The sequence below is a fragment of the Shewanella glacialimarina genome (assembly GCF_020511155.1).
Taxonomy (GTDB): Bacteria; Pseudomonadota; Gammaproteobacteria; order Enterobacterales; family Shewanellaceae; genus Shewanella; species Shewanella glacialimarina.
The window spans coordinates 760,493-778,822 of the sequence record NZ_CP041216.1; the positions used below are offsets into that span (position 1 = coordinate 760,493).

Consider the following 18,330-nt stretch of genomic DNA (forward strand, 5'->3'; position numbering starts at 1 on the left):
ATTAGGATGCTCCCCAAGATACCGTAGTAGGTGTAAGCCCTTGAACCGTAGGTTCAAGGCGGGTAAATGTTCATATCCTAAGGCTTCTCGATACGAGCCGAGCATGCACAATGTCAATGAAAGCATTCACCCTGGGTTTGTAAATATCGGCACAGGGACATTACCCACACACGCGTATCCCAGGGAGCAAAACAGGTTGATAGTTGCTAAAGCAAGTATCTAAAACTTATTCTAGTCGTCCTTGCGGCTTCTTTCAATCAACGAATGTTCAAGTGTTGATTGTAACAAAGAAATACGCTCGTCCATTTGCGCCATATAGTGTCTATTTTTTTGCTTTTCTTCATACAGCTCGTTACCAATATTAAGCGCGGCCATAATGGCTAATTCTTCACGACTTAAATTATTGGTACGGGTTTTAAGGTTGGTCAGTTGTTTTTCGACCTCGCTAGCCACCGAGCGTAAGGTATCCTCGCGTCCTTTTGGACATGCGATAGAGTAGGTGCGCCCTAGAAGGGTTATTTCAACTGCGCTGGTACTCATAATGTCGCGGCAAGATCCTTTAATAAAAGCTTATTTTGTTAAAGCCGAACTATATAGGTGTGCCTATCAAAGCGCAAGGCAAGCGCACGCCTTTTTAACTATTTGCTGGATGTCTGAGCAAATCTGTCTTTTATCTCACATCATGGCTGCAAGTATTTGGCGCAAATAGCGAACTCTGCTAGCATTGGGAAAGTTATCGCCCATTAGGAAATCACCATGGCAACCCCACCTTCATTATGTATCGACAACCTTAAAAAAGCGCTCGACGACGCCGAAATTGGCCAGCATCCTGTTGAAGTACATGGCGCATTAGTCGGATTAATTTGTGGTGGTGTGGATCAAGAAAACCATGCATGGGTAGGGCCATTAATTGATTTAATGAATGACGGCCAGCCGCTAGAAACCAGTTTACTGCAGTTAATAAATGAGCTTTACCAGGACACAGTCGCCCGTTTGGTAGATTTTGATTTTGGTTTTACCTTACTACTGCCAGAAGAAGAAGTGTCGTTATCACATCGTGTTGAAGCCCTGTCGTTATGGACCCAAAGCTTTTTAACCGGTATTGCCATTATTCAGCCTAAATTGAACCAGGCATCGGCCGACGTCAAAGAAGTGATAAAAGATTTAGCCGAAATTGCCCAGGTTGAATTTGATGTTGGCGAAGATGAAGAATCAGAAACCGCTTACGTAGAGTTACAAGAGTTTGTGCGTATGGCCGCGATTTTATGTTACGCCGAGTTTGGTCCTGAGCCATCAATGGATAACGCAGATGACACTCAAAAAGTGCATTAATATTTGATCGCCCGTTTCGGTTTTGATCGTATGTTTAGCTAGTGTGCTTTGACCAATAGACGGTGTGCTTTAACCAGTAGGCAATGAGTTGATATATGAGTTCAGCATCCACAGCAGTATTACAACCCTTTGATATCGTCATTGTTGGCGGCGCCATGGCGGGTGCCTCATTAGCCTTAGGCTTAGCTAAGCTAAATCAAGGCCGAACACAGACGTTATCTATTGCCCTTATTGAAGCACATCAAGCCGACGACAGTCACCCAGGGTTTGATGCCCGCTCAATAGCCATTGCCCACGGCTCTATTTTTGAACTTGAACGTTTAGGTATCTGGCCCAAACTGAGCCATTTAGGTACCGCCATTGCCGACATTCATATCTCTGATCGTGGTCATTTTGGTATGACTGAACTCAATGCCAAACCATTAGGTTTACCGGCATTAGGTCAGGTGGTTGAACTAGCCCAAGTGGGTAAAGTGTTATTTGAACAACTGCAACAAGCCAATATCAGTTTGTTTTGTCCGGCTAAACTCAGCCAGTTAACCACCGACACCGACGGCCATTATTTAACTCTGGACGATGGCAGCAGGCTAAGTGCTAAATTGCTGGTGGCCGCAGACGGTGCCAACTCAGTGGTTCGTCAGCAACTTAATCAAGGTGCTGACAGTATCGACTTTAACCAAAGTGCCATAGTCGCCAATATTCAAACCGACCAACCGCATCAAAACTGTGCCTATGAACGCTTTACCGAAACAGGCCCGCTAGCTCTGCTGCCTATGGGCAATGTAAAGGGGATGCAAGCCAAAAATAGTGCTAGATTATCGCTTGTGTGGGCCGTATCGCCAGCGCAAGCACAGCAATTAGCACACACAGATGAAGCCGATTTTTTACAGCAATTGCAGCAAGCTTTTGGTCATAGAGTAGGGCGTTTTACTCAAGTGGGTAAACGAGTGACCTATCCGTTAACATTAACCACTATGGCGCGACCGATATTTCATCGCTGCGTGTTTATTGGTAATGCGGCGCAAACACTGCACCCAATTGCAGGGCAAGGGTTTAACTTAGGCTTACGTGACGTGGTGGGTTTGATCAAAGTGATTGAGTCTGAGCTTAATCGTCAACCTACCACTGATAAAAATTTAGATGCCGAGACTAAAACGGATGCAGCAATTGATGTTGGTACAAGCGCTATTTTGCATCAATATTTAGCCTCTCGCCAAAGTGATCGTGACAGCACGCTACGTAACATTGAGTTTTTAGTACGTGGTTTTTCTAATCAACACTGGCCACTTGTGGCAGGACGTTCAATAGGATTACGATTGCTGTCTTGGCTGCCGCCGTTAAAACGTCCCGTTGCCCAAATTGCGATGGGCTGGCGTTAGCGGCTTAGTGCTGATGATTATAGATTAAACGACTTAAATTTTGACTGACGCTTTAAAAGGACACTGCTATGTACACCACCCAAACTTTTGATGTCGCCATAGTGGGCGGCGGTATGGTCGGCCTAGCTACCGCAATTGGTTTAGCTGAAGCCAATTTAAATGTGGTGGTTATTGATGCTGGCAGTACACAAGCTCCCAGTGGTGAACCTAAGCTACGAGTCAGTGCGATTAATAAAGCCAGTCAACAATTGTTAACCAATTTAGGCGCATGGCAATACCTTGACCATAGCCGAGTCAGCCCTTATCAAAAAATGCAGGTGTGGGACAAAGACGGCATGGGCAAAATTGAATTCGACGCCCACTCAATCAGCGAAAATCATCTCGGCGCGATAATTGAAAACGATGCCATAAGCTTTGCCCTAGCCAAACGCGTCAGTGAACTCAGCAACATTACCTATATTGAACAACAAAAACTGCAACGCATTGCCTTTGGCGAACGTGAAGCCTGGTTAACCCTTGAAAACGGCGACAATATCTCAGCAGCACTGGTGATTGGTGCAGACGGCGCCAATTCCTGGGTGCGTCAGCAATGCCAAATACCGCTAACATTCTGGGACTACGGCCACCATGCTATTGTCGCCACCGTTCGCACCGAACTTAGTCACGATGCAACCGCTAGACAAGCTTTTTTACCCGACGGCCCATTAGCTATGTTGCCGTTATATGATGACAATTTATGCTCAATTGTGTGGTCTACATCACCGCAACACGCAGAGCAGTTACTCGCAGCTGATGATAAAACCTTTGGCAAAGCCCTTACCGCCGCATTAGACAGTCGTTTAGGCGTGTGTGAAGTGGTAAGCGAGCGCCATGCGTTTCCGTTAAGAATGCGCTATGCCCGTCATTTTGCCCGCCATCGTTTAGTATTAGCCGGAGATGCCGCCCACACGATTCATCCATTGGCGGGACAAGGGGTTAACCTAGGCTTTTTAGATGCTGCCAGTATTATTCAAACTGTGGCTGAACTGCATGAACAAGGTAAAGATATTGGTGATTATCGCCATTTACGTGCATTAGAACGCTGGCGCAAAGCGGACGCTATGGAGATGATAGCCACTATGGAAGGCTTTAAAAGACTCTTTGCTGGACGCAATCCGCTTAAAAAAGTCATTCGCGACATCGGATTATCGCTGGTGGATAATGTTGCTGGGCTAAAAACAGTGTTCATCAGACAAGCCATGGGTAACAAGATGACATTACCTAAACTGTGTCGTGAATCGATTTCTTCCTGATAATCCTTAAAATCGCTTATATATCAGGCCATCCAGCGCGATTGATGTTTTTAATCTAAACCAACTGTAAATTTATTACAGCTTTCGCATTAGCCAAACTAATGCGAAGTAAGTCGGATTAGAAAATTTTCTGGTATACAATTTCACTCTGCCGAGTATAATTTTGTCCAAATTTTAGCAAATACCTAGGTCGTGTTTCTAACATGGCACTACCCACAATAAGGGATAATAATGGCTAGCAAAACGGTACTCTTCAATAAGCATTTAGCATCAAAAGCCAAGATGGTCGATTTTTATGGCTGGGAAATGCCAATTAACTATGGTTCACAAATAGAAGAGCATCACGCTGTTCGTCAAGATGCGGGCATGTTCGACGTGTCACACATGACAGTTGTAGATGTAACAGGCACAGACGCTTGTGCATTTTTACGAAAACTATTAGCTAACGATGTTGCTAAACTTCAAGTCGCGGGCAAAGCCTTATACGGCGGTATGCTAGACGAAAACGCCGGTATCATTGATGATTTAATCACTTACTACCTGACCGATACCCATTACCGCGTGGTGGTTAACTCAGCCACACGTGTCAAAGATTTAGCCTGGATCAACAAGCAAGCCGCCGCATTTGATGTGACCATTACCGAGCGCCCAGAGCTAGCAATGATCGCTGTTCAAGGTCCTAACGCTAAAGCGAAAGCCGCTAAAGTATTCAATGCTGAGCAAAATGCCGCAGTTGAAGGCATGAAGCCATTCTTTGGCGTGCAGTCTGGCAGCTTATTCATTGCTACCACAGGTTATACCGGTGAAACAGGTTACGAGATTATTGTGCCTGAAGACGAAGCTGAAGCCCTATGGCAAGCCTTGTTAGACGTTGAAGTGCGTCCATGTGGTTTAGGCGCACGTGACACTTTGCGTTTAGAAGCCGGCATGAACCTATACGGTTTAGACATGGACGAAAGCATTAATCCATTAGCCGCTAACATGGGCTGGACTATCGCGTGGGAACCAACTGACCGTGACTTTATTGGCCGCGCCGCATTAACGGCATTAAAAGCCGCTGGTACTGACAAATTAGTCGGACTGGTTATGGAAGAAAAAGGCGTTTTACGCCATGATATGGCAGTGTTTTTTACCGACGAAAACGGTGTAGAGCATCAAGGTGCGATCACCAGCGGGACTTTCTCGCCAACTTTAGGCTATTCTATTGCCATGGCACGTGTACCTAATGGTATTGGTGCTACAGCTGAAGTTGAAATGCGTAAAAAACGCGTTGCGGTAAAAGTAATAGCACCAAACTTTGTACGTAATGGTAAACAAGCATTCTAAGTGTATAGTTTTGTACCAAGAAAAAATTATTGATTAAGCACTAAAATATCAGATAAAGGATAACGACAATGAGCAACATTCCAGCAGATTTGAAATACGCCTCTTCACACGAGTGGATCCGTCTTGAAACCGATGGTAACTACACAGTAGGTATTACTGAACATGCTCAAGAGCTTTTAGGTGACATGGTATTCGTTGAATTACCAGAAGTGGGCGACACAGTTACTGCAGGTGAAGATTGTGCAGTAGCAGAATCTGTTAAAGCCGCATCAGATATCTATGCACCTATTTCAGGTGAAGTGATTGCTGTGAATGAATCATTAGAAGATTCACCAGAAAACGTTAACAGCGATGCATACGGCGAAGGTTGGTTTTTCCGCGTAATGCCATCTGATGCGTCAGAAGTTGACGGTTTATTAGATGCTGACGGCTATCAAGAGGTTATCGACGAAGAGTAAATCTTGTCGACACTGAGAAGCTCCCTCGGGAGCTTCTTTGTTTTGTGTTACTTAATAGGCCTGGTAAATAATATCAGCAAAATGAGCCTTTTTTGATGATAACGGCGTATTAGACTGTTGTTACACATACCACTATTTTACACATACCCAGTTACTGTGCCCTACAGCTCACAACTGGCATTTTTGGAACAAGGTTAACCATGACCAAGCAAACTCTTACACAATTAGAACAGCACGAATTATTTCTAACTCGTCACATTGGTCCTAGTGCAGCTCAACAACAAGAAATGTTGAACTTTGTGGGCGCGGAGTCTTTAGAAGACTTAACCGCACAAACTGTGCCGGGAAAAATTCGTTTACCCCAAGATCTCACCATAGGTGATTCTTGTGGCGAAGCTGAAGGTATTAGCTACATCCGTGACATTGCCGATCAAAATAAAGTATTCAAAAGCTATATCGGTATGGGTTACTACGGCGTACAAGTGCCTAATGTTATTTTGCGTAACGTGTTTGAAAATCCAGGTTGGTACACAGCTTACACCCCTTACCAGCCAGAAATCGCCCAGGGTCGTTTAGAAGCTATTCTTAACTTCCAACAAGTGTCGATGGACTTAACCGGTCTTGATTTAGCCTCCGCATCATTATTAGATGAAGCCACCGCAGCGGCAGAGGCTATGGCATTAGCCAAGCGTGTGTCTAAAGCGAAAAAAGCTAACATATTCTTCGTTGCCGATGACGTATTCCCACAAACATTAGACGTAGTCAAAACCCGTGCTGAATGTTTTGGTTTTGAAGTGGTAGTTGGCCCAGCATCAGAGGCCGTTAATTACGAGCTATTTGGCGCCTTATTCCAATACACCAACCGTCATGGTCAAATTAGCGATTATTCTGAGTTATTTGCCACATTACGTGACAATAAAGTTATCGTTACCGTCGCGACTGACATCATGTCATTAGTGTTATTAAAGTCACCAGGTTCAATGGGTGCAGACGTCGTATTTGGTAGTGCACAACGTTTTGGCGTACCAATGGGATACGGCGGACCACACGCAGCCTTCTTCGTTGCCCGTGACGAGCACAAACGCTCAATGCCAGGTCGTATCATTGGTGTATCTAAAGACGCCCGTGGTAACCAGGCACTGCGCATGGCAATGCAAACGCGCGAGCAACATATTCGCCGTGAAAAAGCCAACTCAAACATTTGTACTGCGCAAATCTTGCTAGCCAACATGGCATCGTTTTATGCAGTATTCCATGGCCCACAAGGCTTAAAAACTATTGCGTCACGCATTCACCGTTTTGCTGACATTCTAGCCGCAGGCTTACAAGCTAAAGGTTTAAGCCTAGTCAATAACACCTGGTTTGACACCATCAGTGTTAAAGGCGCCGATGTTGCTGCCATTAATGCCCGTGCTATAGCAGCAGAAATCAACCTACGTATCGACGCTGATGGCGTGTTTGGTGTCAGCTTCGATGAAACCACCATACGTAAAGACGTTGCAGCACTGTTTGATGTGATTTTAGGCGCAGGCCATGGCTTAGATGTTGCGGCATTAGATGCGCAAATCGTCGCAAATGGTAGCCAATCAATTCCTGACGCATTAGTGCGTCAAGACGCTATTTTGACCCACCCAACGTTTAATCGCTACCAAAGCGAAACCGATATGATGCGTTATATCAAGCGTTTGGAAAACAAAGACTTAGCTCTAAATCACTCAATGATCTCGTTAGGTTCATGCACCATGAAGCTAAACGCGGCAGTAGAAATGCTACCGGTAAGCTGGCCAGAATTTGCTAACATGCACCCATTCTGCCCACTAGACCAAGCAAAGGGTTACACTAAGTTAATCAACGAATTATCTGAGTATTTAGTTAAAATCACCGGCTACGATGAAGTGTGTATTCAACCAAACTCAGGTGCACAGGGCGAATACGCTGGTCTGTTAGCGATTAAGAAATACCACGAATCTCGCGGCGACGCGCATCGTAACATTTGCTTAATTCCACAATCTGCTCACGGTACTAACCCAGCATCGGCGCAATTGGCTGGTATGCAAGTGGTGGTGACTGCTTGTGACAAACAAGGCAACATCGACTTAGAAGATTTACGTGCTAAAGCATCTGAGTTAGCAGGCAGCTTATCGTGCATCATGATCACTTACCCATCTACCCACGGTGTGTATGAAGAAGCCATCCGCGAAGTCTGTGACATAGTGCACGAGTTTGGTGGTCAGGTTTACTTAGATGGCGCTAACATGAACGCCCAGGTTGGTTTAACATCTCCAGGCTTTATCGGTGCTGACGTATCCCATTTAAACCTACACAAAACCTTTGCTATCCCGCACGGCGGCGGTGGTCCAGGTATGGGCCCAATTGGTGTTAAAGCCCATCTTGCGCCATTTGTAGCGGGTCACGTAGTCGTTAAGCCAGGTCGTGTAAGCGACCATAACGGTGCAGTATCAGCAGCGCCATACGGCAGTGCTAGCATTTTACCTATCAGCTGGATGTACATTAAGCTGTTAGGCACTAAGGGTATTAAGCAATCAACCCAAACAGCATTATTGAACGCTAACTACATCATGAAAAAGCTACTACCACATTACCCAGTATTATTTACTGGCCGTAATGACCGCGTAGCGCACGAATGTATTATTGATTTACGTCCGCTAAAAGAAACCTCAGGCGTAACTGAAATGGACATCGCTAAGCGACTAAATGACTACGGCTTCCACGCGCCAACTATGAGCTTCCCAGTAGCGGGAACCTTAATGATTGAGCCAACGGAATCTGAATCTAAAGTTGAATTAGATCGTTTCATCGAAGCTATGATCTCTATTCGTGGCGAGATTGCCAAGGTAGAAGCAGGCGAGTGGCCAGCAGACAACAACCCATTACATAACGCACCGCACACACTAGCTGACATTATGGACAGCGAGTTTGACTCACGTCCATACAGCCGTGAAGTAGCCGTGTTCCCAACAGCATCAGCTAAAGCCAACAAGTTCTGGCCAACGGTAAACCGTATTGATGATGTTTATGGTGATAGAAACTTGATGTGTTCTTGCGCACCAATGGAAGATTATCAGTAAATGATAATGGCTACTTGGCCTCGATAATACGGCTTCAGTTTAAGGTTTTTACTGCTCATTGACACCAGTCAACTCCGCGGCGAAAACCTCAAACTTCATTGTCTTATCATCGCCAGCGACGCAATTATGGTCGTAGTAGGCCAAACGTCATTCCGGTAATGCTTCTGAGCCGGAACCTAAAGCATTAAAAAAGCGACCTTCGGGTCGCTTTTTTGTTTGTGTCACACCAGAAAAGTTCTAAACACACCTCATGGCGGTAATGTTTATTTACGTCATTCCGGTAATGCTTTTGAGCCGGAATCCAGCTTTATTCATTTACATTGACACCAGTCAACTTGACGGTAAAAACCAGCGGCTTTTTTGTCTTGTTTGCGGCAGTTACGCAATTATGGTGGCAGTGGGCTTCGTTCAATGATCCGAATAAAAGCAATAAAAAAGCGAATAGTGCGGTTCGCTTTTTTATTGGATGAAATAAAGGTAGATGCAAAATGCTTTAATCTAACCTGCTAATATAAATAAGTTATTTAAATTTATATTGAACTTTGTTAATGTGATGCCGTTTTTTTAGATAATAATTCAAGGGTTAGGATGGAATCTACATTTAAAAGTTCAGAACATGATCATCAAGGGATCTCTGAAGCACTCGATATTGAAAATAATACAGCTACTGTCATTTCAGATGGCAGCTTACATCCTAAATCTGAATTATCGAATTTAGAATTGATGGAGTTATGGAGGCGTAATCTACACCACCTACTTCAACAATTGGGTTTAAAATCTAGTGATGACATGCTGGTTAGCGAACTTAAAGATATCAATTCCGAGATAATCGAAAAGCTACATTATCTTAAGAAAACAGATGAACAGCTCAAGCTTGACAGCGATTTTACTTTATCGAACTTGGGATTTGAAAAATATAAGTCCGCTCATTTATTAGTTGTAAATTTTTTTACAGAACTTTATAAACAAAAAAAAGCTGAAGAAGAGAGGGCTTCGGCAAAATTTTATTTCTTCTCTCGTGCTAAGCATGTCTCGCAACAAAAAAAAACGATCCCTTGGTTCTATGCGCTTTCCCACTCGATATTACTAATTGTTAGCTGTTTAATATTAGCTGTTGTAGCGTTAAGTTTATTTATATTAACTCAACAAAATTTAATCGTAATGTTTTTAGTTTTGGTTTCTGTTATTCATATTTTTTGTATCGCTATAAAAAAAATAAAAAAATATAAGATATCGGCTAGAACTCCATTGAGATTCTTGGTTAGTTTTCTCAGTATTTGCTCCCAAAATGTTGTTTTATACGCAATGTTTTTTATAGTGGTCCCTTCTGTAGTTATATTTGACGTTAAGCCTCATTGGCGCGATGATTTTATAATCATAGGATTGGCAATTTTTTCATTTGTCATTTGGGAGCACTCTCGTGAGACGAGTAAACCTAAAGTTGGTTCTGATAACAAAAAAGTAGTGCTGAATGATGCTGCAAATTGTGCAGATGCAAAGGTGAAAAAATAATGCACCGAATAATAATTTTACTATCACTTTTACTTTTTTGCCGTTCAGTTTCGGCATTAGATATCGATATAACTGAAGCATGTAAAGAAAACAAAGAGCAACAAAATGCTATGTTTGGCAAAATGTCGACATCTTACTCTGAAGCTTTTTTGTCAGGTCAATGTATTGGTTTTGAAAAAATCAACGTTCGCTATAGTCGCTACGAGATAATCTACCTTGATAGCTTTGAAGATTTACCTAATGCTTGCTCTGAGTTTGTGGAAAAAAAAGAAGCTTTAGTTCCCTTTTTGAGTACCTCATTATCTGAAGCCACACTAGCAGGAATGTGTGTTGGGGCCATCTATAAAGTCTCGACAATATGCAATAAGGCCCATGGAATCAGGTATCTAGATATTGCTAAAGGGATTATTGGCCTCAGTGCTGAGGATGCGGTAAATCGTATTGGTTACCATTTTGGTTGTAACGAGTATCAATATGGCCAGTAAAGGTAACAGTATCGCAGCGGTAGCATCACGTGCGCTTGGAGTTGAACGAAAACTTCTTCCTGAGCGTTTGCGTGATCGCCTTAATTATTATGTTAAAAATGAAAGTCTTAAAAATAGGCTATTAAGTGAGCCAGATGTTAACTCTGAGGCTAATAAATATACCCCACGTCCAATTCGTACTGGGAGTTGTAAATTTGTTAGAAATCTAGTCGTACTAGATACTTTGTTTAATGATTATGGAATTGTGACCAAGTGTCTCAATGATGATGTACCTAGTAAAGAAGCACTAGGGCAATTTTTTGCTGAGTGGCGGGCTAAGAAAATGCTCTATCAAGCATTAGAGTCAAACTTACCTGAGTTAGAGGCGTTTTTTGCCAGAGAGAATATCGACTGGGAAGCGGATGAAGTACCTTATCCATTTAGTGATGGTGATTACAGCTCGGTAGATTTAATTGTTAAAGTGATTATGGCTGACAATAATCCCTCTCCATATGATTGTGCAATTAAAGCGGTATTAACAAATCAGTTTGAACAACTAGGCCAGATTTTAGAACAGTCATCAGAGCATTTTGTTAGTGTTGAAGGGCAATGGTTAGTGCAACTTTATCAAGCTAAATGCAAAGAGTATGAGGATTTTTACGAATTACTAAATAAATATAATTAAATTCAATTTAGGTCTTTTTTGTGAAACTCACAGTTTGATACTTGTTTCTGAAGTCAGCACAGAGCGTGCTGGTTAACAGGAGAAGATTATGTATCAACTAATTTTGTTTTATCTGCTTAATACAAAAAATTTAAGTCCCACTGATAAGACCTTAAAGCACCAATTAACGTCTAAGTTCAACTCAGCTACTAAACCAGCGAGAGGAACGAATGATGCTTAAGTCTTTAAAAAAGAATCTTACAAATGTTCCCACTGCTTATGAAACTAATCCTAAATATTCGTTAAGTAACCTTTCTAGTTCATTACTTAAAAGACATGGAGCTCTCATCACACAACTAACTGTTGGCGAGCATCCACAAGCGCTTGGGGCAAAAAAAATTCGTTGTCTACCCAATCTATATCGTATGCGTATTGGAAGACGTTACCGCATGCTCATAGGTTTTAATGGGAAGGAATGGATTTCATTAGGGCTGTATCCCCGTCAGTATTTTACCACCTTAATCAATAGACGAAGGCGCTAATCATTCTGGTTGCGTAACTCAATTAAGTTAATGAAAAAGGAAATTGAAATGTCTAAAAAAATTAAGCCTAAAGATAATGCTACTAATCAAAAAAATGCTAACAAAGGTACTGATGGTACTAACCGTCAATACGATCAAGCACAAGGTAATCGTGGTAAGTAAAAGCAGCAGAATAACAAGTAAATCTAAATATTCGTAAATAGGAGAAGTGCTCATCTCAGCAGTGAGCACTTCAATGTTAAAGATGGAATTTTACAGAAATGAATAAAATTAAACGTGCATTATTAGTTACTTTTGACTTTACCCAGCGTGGAAAAAGTGGAACAGGCTTTGCCGCAGGTAGTTTACTATCAGCGTGTCGAAGTCATGCTGATTATAACAATAAGTTTACAATTGGTCATTTAGCTATACCTATGACAGATGTCGCTAAAGAGCAATTATCCATAATTGAAATAGTTGATTCGATTAATAAAGTAATCCCTTTAGTGCAACTAGATCGTTTAGCGTTAGCTTGCTATGTATGGAGTTCTGATCTTATTGAACCCATCATTAAACTTTGTAGAGAAAAAGGGTTTAAAGGAAAAATCATTCTTGGTGGTTATCAAATAAATAAGAAAACCTGCCGTCAATTATACCCAAGTGGTGACTTTTATATTCCAGGTTATGGTGAAGCTGCGTTGCCGGAATCTATATTGAATGATGTCGCAATAACAAGTCAGATCATTGAGAAAACCGTAAACTTTGAAACTTTAGCATCACCTTATTTAGATGGAACAATATCGCTTAAATTTGGGCAGAAAATGATCCATTGGGAAACTCGACGAGGCTGTGTTTATAAATGTAATTTCTGCGCTCATCGGGACTTAAAAGATAAAGGCGTTCACTTACTTGGAATAGAGAAAATAAAAGCTGAGTTAGATTTATTTAAAATAAAAGCGGTAAAAAAAATCAACATTCTTGATCCTATTTTTAATAATGAACCTAATCATATTGAAATTCTTAACTATGCAATAAAAATAAAATTAACGGCTTTATTGTCATTACAGGTTCGTTTTGAGCGGATAACTAATGAGTTTCTAGCACTTTGCGCTCAACTAAATGTTCATTTGGAGTTTGGCTTACAAACCACGGATAAAGAAGAATCCCAGATTATTGAAAGGGCAAACAATATGAATAGAGTTGATAAAAATATTAAGTTACTTCAGCAATGGAAGCAGTCTTTTGAGGTAAGTCTTATTTATGGGTTGCCCGGTCAAACTCTCGAAAGTTTTAAGCAAAGTATTGCATATTTACAGCAGAGAAATATCAGTAACATTAAGGCTTTTCCTTTGATGTTGCTCGAAGGTACAAAACTCGCTGAAAATAAGAACCGTCATAGTATTGTTGAAGAGATCATCGATGATAGCGGCATTCCTCATGTGGTTGAGTGCGATAGCTTTACCCGCGCAGAGTGGATGTTGATGCGTTCTTACGCCAACGACCTAATGATATCTAAGGTGGCATCATAATGTTTATTGTAATAGAGGGACTTGACGGTGTAGGTAAATCAACAATAGCTAAAGCATTGGCTGTAGAAATGGGTGCTGTGTTTCTTACTACGCCAGGCGATAAGTTTAGTAACATACGTAATGAGTTAGAGTTGATATATAAAGACAACGTTCAAGCTCGGCAGTTATTTTATATGTCCACGGTTGTCTCTGTTGCTAATAATATTCGTGAACTCATTTCAAAAGGGAAAACGGTTATCGTTGATAGGTATTGGTTATCTACACAGGTGTATCATCATTGGAAAAGCGAAGGTAACAACTTTAAGCTTTTAGATATTCAGGAGAGTTTATTAGCTCCAGATGTGACGATCTATCTTGAATTACCATTACCGCAAAGAGTAATTCGCCTAGCTAAGCGAGAAAGTTCAAATTCAGAAGATAATTTAACGCTTTCAAAAGCAGCAGATGACGAGTTGCGTTATCTATATTCAGAGTATTCTAAGGATGATATAACAGGCTGTTTTTTGGCTGTTAATGCAGATGATACAGTGGATCAGCTTGTGAAGCATATCTGTATACTTCTTACTAACAGATAGACCATATCGGTATAAATGAACTCGATGTCACGTTGAATATGTGCATTAATGGGAGTGACAATTTAGAGGGATTTAGATACAAATTATTTTGTATCCATGGCATTTACTCGTGCTAATTCTTCAGATTATGACCAATTTATTACGCCATTACTCTTAGCTGTAGGCTTCATTCAGTATTCTGTGTAAAAGCATTAAAAAAGCGAACCTATGGGTCGCTTTTTTGTGTACTCCATCTTATGCACAATGGCTTGCTGACACTGTCAAATATAGTGGCTGCTGGAATGGCTTCATCACATCAAGTCATTTAGTCACAGCGGCTAATTTGTGCTGCTCTTTTTTGATTAAGCCTAAAACATCAGCATCTTTGGCTAATTCCTGTTCATTTAAGGTCACACTAATGTTGTTGCGAATGGCATAACAGCCATTACGGCCGAAATTTTTAAATAACGTCGGTACATTCAAGCCCAGCATTTTATGAATTTTATTCAGATCGGCATGGTAAAAACTGTCTTCAACCGTGTTCATCATGCCACCATCAACTTGATTGTTGAGCTGTTTTCTGAGGGCAAACTGAATGAATAATAAATGCGGTACGCTGGTTAAACTGTGCATTACAGGCTCATTTTCTGTTGATGAGTGCTGCTGTACGCTCACCAACCAACGGCGCTGATTGTCTGGGTCGCGCCTGCCAGTAATATGAATGTTGATCAGATTTTCAGGCAATTTTGCCAAACTGTTTTCTTTAACTTGCGCGAGCCATTGTTCTTGTAACCAACTGATGGCAACCAACAGCAACACCATCAATAACAATATTTTGGAGGTTAAACTAATAATTAACCGCGTTTCGCTTGGCGGTTGCCATTGTGCATCGGTAAACAGATGGGTTACCTCTAACATTTGCGCAAACAACGCATACAGAATAATAGTGCCAGCAATAAGTGCGGCTTGTTTGCTGATTCGTTGGTAAAAAGTCACGCAAATGACCCAACCTAAAATACTTAACGTTAGGACAGATAAAATAACATCCGGGATGTATTTCCAATACCGATTATCAATGTTGGAGGTGACAGAAGCGACCACCAGGCCGCCACAAATCACCATCCACACCCAACGTTCATGCAGTTGAAATAAACGTAATCGTCTAGGGCCATATTCAAAAAAGGCCGCTGTTAGCAATAAAAACACGCTATTTAACGTTGAGGTATACAGTCGCATCACGTTCACATCGTCAAACATTAACGCCAGCGCAGGCCAAATAGCCCAGGTTAGGCTCGCTAGGGCAACAAACAATAGTCCTTTTTCCCGCCGCGGAGCGTCGTGTGGTTCTATGTCAGGGGTGGGGTATTTATAGGTTATCCAAAAAATTAAACTCGCCATGCCACAAACACAGAGTTGAGAGATTAAATACCAATGCGGATAGGCAAAGGTTATTGCGGGTAAATTTGGCATAGGGATCACTGAATTGAGTTACCTTGTTAATGACAATAAGCTTGTATTTTGTTTGATTACACCGTCTAGCGATAAAACACATTAACTTGAGCATAACGTCTATAAAGCGAAAAAACCACTGTAAATCAATCTGTAAAGCTTATTTAAAGTGACTTGTAAAACTTGCAAAACTATTTTTCCCACTCGTTAGCTTTAGCTCGATTGGTCATCACTGCACGCCCTCTTAACATAATTGTAACCAATCGATTTGTATTCGATTGGCATTCTATTCGCGCAGTTATCAGGAGAGCTTAATGTTTAAATCACACCCACGCGGGCTATCAACCTTATTTTTCATCGAAATGTGGGAACGATTTAGCTTCTACGGCATGCGAGGATTACTGCTGTTGTTTATGGTCGCCAGCGCTGAGCAAGGTGGCTTTGGCATGAGCACTGAAGATAGCGCTGCCATTTACGGTTTATATACTGCGTTGGTTTATCTATTAGCCTTGCCTGGCGGTTGGATTGCTGACCGACTAATCGGCCAGCAAAAAGCGGTATTTTACGGTGGCGTATTTATCGCCTTGGGTCATTTTTCGATGGCCATTGCAGGCAAAATTGGCTTTTTTACTGGGCTGGGTTTAATCATTATCGGCACTGGATTATTAAAACCCAATGTCAGCGCCATCGTTGGCCAGTTGTATCATAACGACACCTCAAAACGCGAGGCTGGCTTTTCAATTTTTTACATGGGCATAAACTTAGGGGCTTTTTTAGGTCCGCTAGTGTGCGGCATGTTGGGTGAGAATATCGATTGGCACCTAGGTTTTGGCGCTGCTGGCATTGGTATGGTATGCGGACTGATTCAATATAGATTAAAGATGACTGAACTTGGCGAAGCCGGAACGTTCCAGCTTATCAATCAACAACAATTAGACAAAGATAGAAGCCTGTTTGTTAAAATATCGGTCACCATCATAAGCTTGATTGTAGGTGTTACCGTCGCTGCCAGCACTGGAGTTATTAACCTCAGCTTAAGTGCCGTTGCCAGTGTAACGGGCGTGATTATTGTCACTTTGGCGATTTGCTTTTTTGTTTATGCGTTAGTGTTTGGCAAATTAACAACCGCACAGAAAAAAAACATCGGCCTTATCTTTTTATTATTTATTGGCTACGCCATTTTTAATTCTGGGTTTGAGCAAGCGGGCTCTTCAATGAACCTGTTTGCCAAGCAATATACCGACCTCTCAATATTAAGTTGGCAAATGCCAGCCAGCTGGCTGCAGTCGGTCAACGCCCTGTTTATTATTATCATGGCACCGATCATGGGTGGACTTTGGCTGTGGTTAGGCCATAGAAATCCGTCGGTATTAGTTAAGTTTAGTCTTGGTTTACTGTTACTCGGTTCGGGGTTTTTCGTACTCGCATGGGGCGCAAGCTTTAGTGATGCCAGCTCAACGGGAGTCAGCCCTATGTGGTTAGTGGTGACCTACTATCTGCATACTATTGGTGAACTTTGTTTAAGCCCTATTGGCTTGAGCGCGGTGTCGCAATTATCACCTAAACATTTAGTCAGCCAGATGATGGGGATTTGGTTTATGGGCGCATCGCTGGGTAACTTAATTGCAGGGCTAGCAGCAGGGCAAATTGGCACTTTACCGATGCAAGAATTGTTTACTATTGTGGCGAGCGTTTCAGTGATTACAGGAGTGATTTATTTGCTAATTTCGCCCTTGGAGAGGTATGTGAAAGTAAAGGTGAAAGCCAAAGAACTTGTGGGATAACTTGTGGGATAAGTGGGGTCATATACTCTGCCCCCCAGTTAGCCCACTTATTCTTAGAAAAAATTGACAACAGACACCGCTTTGCGCTGAGTGTCATTGGCCAGAAAATCTTTGATAACAGCAATATGGCCTTGTCCAGCAATCACCAAAACTCGCTTGCTCGGGCTGGCCGCTAGTTGAATGTTGGCATACATGCGAAAGTTTCTGTGCCACCAACTTGCCGAAGCATCTGCGCCAACAAAGTTATCCCCAGCACCCACTTCATTGCTGAGTAAGTAAATGGATTGATTCAGCCGATATTGTTGTTCTGAATTCATCGCACGCAACACGCCAGCCAGGCTCAATGTCTGATGCATTTCGTTACTTTGGGCAGTAACCTCTGCAATCAAGGTATCAAAATCCGCTTGAATGGCCGGTGCTTTTGCTGGCATTTGTTCAAACAGCTGCTCAGCATTCCAATGTATTTCCTGCTCGTCGAAGCAGCGCACGGCGCTACCGCCTGCGGCTTTAGCCACCCTGAATCCGAGTTGATAACTCTCATTCACTGGCAGTGTAAACTCGCCTTTTAAATACTGTTGATATTGCTCATTAAGCTTGCCCTGAAAGCCTACAGCACACTCCAGTAAAACATCTGTTGGGGTAAAATCCTTCGCCAGTTTTTGGCTTAAGGTTTGTAAATACTGCTGACTGTCAGCAGAGGTAACATCCAGCACTGATGTTTTTACCGTGTCTAAACCGGGGTTAGTAAAGTGGAAAGTACCTAGCAACATAATTTGCGCCGGCTCTTCAGCACGAACAGTTTGAGCCCCAATAAACAGTGCGGTTGCCAGACAGACTAAAGCAGATAATTTTTTCATCGAAATAACCTTATGAGTTTTTTGAAATTAAACATCAATAAGCGAAAACTATGCCAAATCTTAAGCGATTGTTTTATATATTATTACAAGATGGTGGTGCAAATTTCTGCTTTGTAGTTC

General features: G+C 42.0%; 16 protein-coding genes and 1 other RNA gene. 13 read left to right on the forward strand and 4 right to left on the reverse strand.

Going from position 1 to position 18,330, the window contains the following annotated elements; genetic code table 11:
• Positions 1–6 precede the first annotated feature (6 nt).
• Positions 7–189: non-coding RNA, 6S RNA (gene ssrS / locus FJ709_RS03200), on the reverse strand.
• A gap of 42 nt (positions 190–231) precedes the next feature.
• Positions 232–540 carry a cell division protein ZapA gene (locus tag FJ709_RS03205; protein ID WP_226413388.1) on the reverse strand — a complete coding sequence of 103 codons (309 nt, stop codon included), beginning with the start codon at positions 538–540 and terminating at the stop codon, positions 232–234.
• Positions 541–756: 216 nt separating this feature from the next.
• Here FJ709_RS03205 and FJ709_RS03210 point away from each other — a divergent pair, with 216 nt between their 5' ends.
• From FJ709_RS03210 to FJ709_RS03265, 12 genes are all read left to right on the forward strand, one after another.
• Positions 757–1,332: a UPF0149 family protein gene (locus FJ709_RS03210; protein ID WP_226413390.1), complete on the forward strand. Its 576-nt coding sequence runs from the start codon at positions 757–759 to the stop codon at positions 1,330–1,332.
• A 95-nt stretch (positions 1,333–1,427) separates the two neighbouring features.
• Positions 1,428–2,711: a 2-octaprenyl-6-methoxyphenyl hydroxylase gene (gene ubiH, locus FJ709_RS03215; protein ID WP_226413392.1), complete on the forward strand. Its 1,284-nt coding sequence runs from the start codon at positions 1,428–1,430 to the stop codon at positions 2,709–2,711.
• 68 nt (positions 2,712–2,779) lie between these two features.
• Positions 2,780–4,003, forward strand: a complete 1,224-nt coding sequence (locus FJ709_RS03220; RefSeq protein ID WP_226413394.1) for an FAD-dependent oxidoreductase — start codon at positions 2,780–2,782, stop codon at positions 4,001–4,003.
• Positions 4,004–4,234: 231 nt separating this feature from the next.
• On the forward strand, positions 4,235–5,329 hold the full coding sequence (gene gcvT, locus FJ709_RS03225; protein ID WP_226413396.1) for a glycine cleavage system aminomethyltransferase GcvT: 1,095 nt from the start codon (positions 4,235–4,237) through the stop codon (positions 5,327–5,329).
• 68 nt (positions 5,330–5,397) lie between these two features.
• On the forward strand, positions 5,398–5,787 hold the full coding sequence (gcvH, locus tag FJ709_RS03230; protein WP_226413398.1) for a glycine cleavage system protein GcvH: 390 nt from the start codon (positions 5,398–5,400) through the stop codon (positions 5,785–5,787).
• A gap of 200 nt (positions 5,788–5,987) precedes the next feature.
• Positions 5,988–8,876 (forward strand): aminomethyl-transferring glycine dehydrogenase, encoded by a 2,889-nt coding sequence (gene gcvP / locus FJ709_RS03235; protein WP_226413400.1) that lies wholly within the window; start codon positions 5,988–5,990, stop codon positions 8,874–8,876.
• 588 nt (positions 8,877–9,464) lie between these two features.
• The gene (locus FJ709_RS03240) at positions 9,465–10,388 is read left to right on the forward strand and encodes a hypothetical protein (RefSeq protein ID WP_226413402.1); all 924 of its coding nucleotides are present in this window, start codon (positions 9,465–9,467) and stop codon (positions 10,386–10,388) included.
• On the forward strand, positions 10,388–10,873 hold the full coding sequence (locus FJ709_RS03245; RefSeq protein ID WP_226413404.1) for a hypothetical protein: 486 nt from the start codon (positions 10,388–10,390) through the stop codon (positions 10,871–10,873). The genes FJ709_RS03240 and FJ709_RS03245 overlap by 1 nt, the downstream gene beginning before the upstream one ends.
• Positions 10,863–11,537 carry a hypothetical protein gene (locus FJ709_RS03250; RefSeq protein ID WP_226413406.1) on the forward strand — a complete coding sequence of 225 codons (675 nt, stop codon included), beginning with the start codon at positions 10,863–10,865 and terminating at the stop codon, positions 11,535–11,537. Before FJ709_RS03245 ends, FJ709_RS03250 begins: the two co-directional genes overlap by 11 nt.
• A gap of 209 nt (positions 11,538–11,746) precedes the next feature.
• Positions 11,747–12,058, forward strand: coding sequence for a ParE family toxin-like protein (locus tag FJ709_RS03255; protein WP_226413408.1), 312 nt, complete (start codon positions 11,747–11,749; stop codon positions 12,056–12,058).
• Between the two features lie 260 nt (positions 12,059–12,318).
• On the forward strand, positions 12,319–13,566 hold the full coding sequence (locus FJ709_RS03260) for a B12-binding domain-containing radical SAM protein (protein WP_226413410.1): 1,248 nt from the start codon (positions 12,319–12,321) through the stop codon (positions 13,564–13,566).
• The gene (locus FJ709_RS03265) at positions 13,566–14,141 is read left to right on the forward strand and encodes a dTMP kinase (protein WP_226413412.1); all 576 of its coding nucleotides are present in this window, start codon (positions 13,566–13,568) and stop codon (positions 14,139–14,141) included. The genes FJ709_RS03260 and FJ709_RS03265 overlap by 1 nt, the downstream gene beginning before the upstream one ends.
• Positions 14,142–14,441: 300 nt before the next feature.
• Here the strand turns inward: FJ709_RS03265 and FJ709_RS03270 are convergent, their stop codons facing one another.
• Positions 14,442–15,590, reverse strand: coding sequence for a hypothetical protein (locus FJ709_RS03270; RefSeq protein WP_226413414.1), 1,149 nt, complete (start codon positions 15,588–15,590; stop codon positions 14,442–14,444).
• Positions 15,591–15,883: 293 nt separating this feature from the next.
• Here FJ709_RS03270 and FJ709_RS03275 point away from each other — a divergent pair, with 293 nt between their 5' ends.
• Positions 15,884–17,353 carry a peptide MFS transporter gene (locus FJ709_RS03275; RefSeq protein WP_226413416.1) on the forward strand — a complete coding sequence of 490 codons (1,470 nt, stop codon included), beginning with the start codon at positions 15,884–15,886 and terminating at the stop codon, positions 17,351–17,353.
• Positions 17,354–17,406: 53 nt separating this feature from the next.
• On the opposite strand, the gene FJ709_RS03280 is transcribed toward FJ709_RS03275, so the two are convergent.
• Positions 17,407–18,210 carry a DUF5694 domain-containing protein gene (locus FJ709_RS03280; RefSeq protein WP_226413418.1) on the reverse strand — a complete coding sequence of 268 codons (804 nt, stop codon included), beginning with the start codon at positions 18,208–18,210 and terminating at the stop codon, positions 17,407–17,409.
• Between the last annotated feature and the right edge of the window lie 120 nt (positions 18,211–18,330).

Coding starts and splice junctions, on each gene's coding strand:
- gcvT (WP_226413396.1), top strand. CDS start 4,235: ATGGCTAGCAAAACGGTACTCTTCAATAAGCATTTAGCATCAAAAGCC.
- FJ709_RS03220 (WP_226413394.1), top strand. CDS start 2,780: ATGTACACCACCCAAACTTTTGATGTCGCCATAGTGGGCGGCGGTATG.
- FJ709_RS03250 (WP_226413406.1), top strand. CDS start 10,863: ATGGCCAGTAAAGGTAACAGTATCGCAGCGGTAGCATCACGTGCGCTT.
- FJ709_RS03270 (WP_226413414.1), bottom strand. CDS start 15,590: ATGCCAAATTTACCCGCAATAACCTTTGCCTATCCGCATTGGTATTTA.
- gcvP (WP_226413400.1), top strand. CDS start 5,988: ATGACCAAGCAAACTCTTACACAATTAGAACAGCACGAATTATTTCTA.
- FJ709_RS03255 (WP_226413408.1), top strand. CDS start 11,747: ATGATGCTTAAGTCTTTAAAAAAGAATCTTACAAATGTTCCCACTGCT.
- FJ709_RS03240 (WP_226413402.1), top strand. CDS start 9,465: ATGGAATCTACATTTAAAAGTTCAGAACATGATCATCAAGGGATCTCT.
- FJ709_RS03275 (WP_226413416.1), top strand. CDS start 15,884: ATGTTTAAATCACACCCACGCGGGCTATCAACCTTATTTTTCATCGAA.
- ubiH (WP_226413392.1), top strand. CDS start 1,428: ATGAGTTCAGCATCCACAGCAGTATTACAACCCTTTGATATCGTCATT.
- FJ709_RS03265 (WP_226413412.1), top strand. CDS start 13,566: ATGTTTATTGTAATAGAGGGACTTGACGGTGTAGGTAAATCAACAATA.
- FJ709_RS03245 (WP_226413404.1), top strand. CDS start 10,388: ATGCACCGAATAATAATTTTACTATCACTTTTACTTTTTTGCCGTTCA.
- FJ709_RS03210 (WP_226413390.1), top strand. CDS start 757: ATGGCAACCCCACCTTCATTATGTATCGACAACCTTAAAAAAGCGCTC.
- FJ709_RS03205 (WP_226413388.1), bottom strand. CDS start 540: ATGAGTACCAGCGCAGTTGAAATAACCCTTCTAGGGCGCACCTACTCT.
- FJ709_RS03260 (WP_226413410.1), top strand. CDS start 12,319: ATGAATAAAATTAAACGTGCATTATTAGTTACTTTTGACTTTACCCAG.
- gcvH (WP_226413398.1), top strand. CDS start 5,398: ATGAGCAACATTCCAGCAGATTTGAAATACGCCTCTTCACACGAGTGG.
- FJ709_RS03280 (WP_226413418.1), bottom strand. CDS start 18,210: ATGAAAAAATTATCTGCTTTAGTCTGTCTGGCAACCGCACTGTTTATT.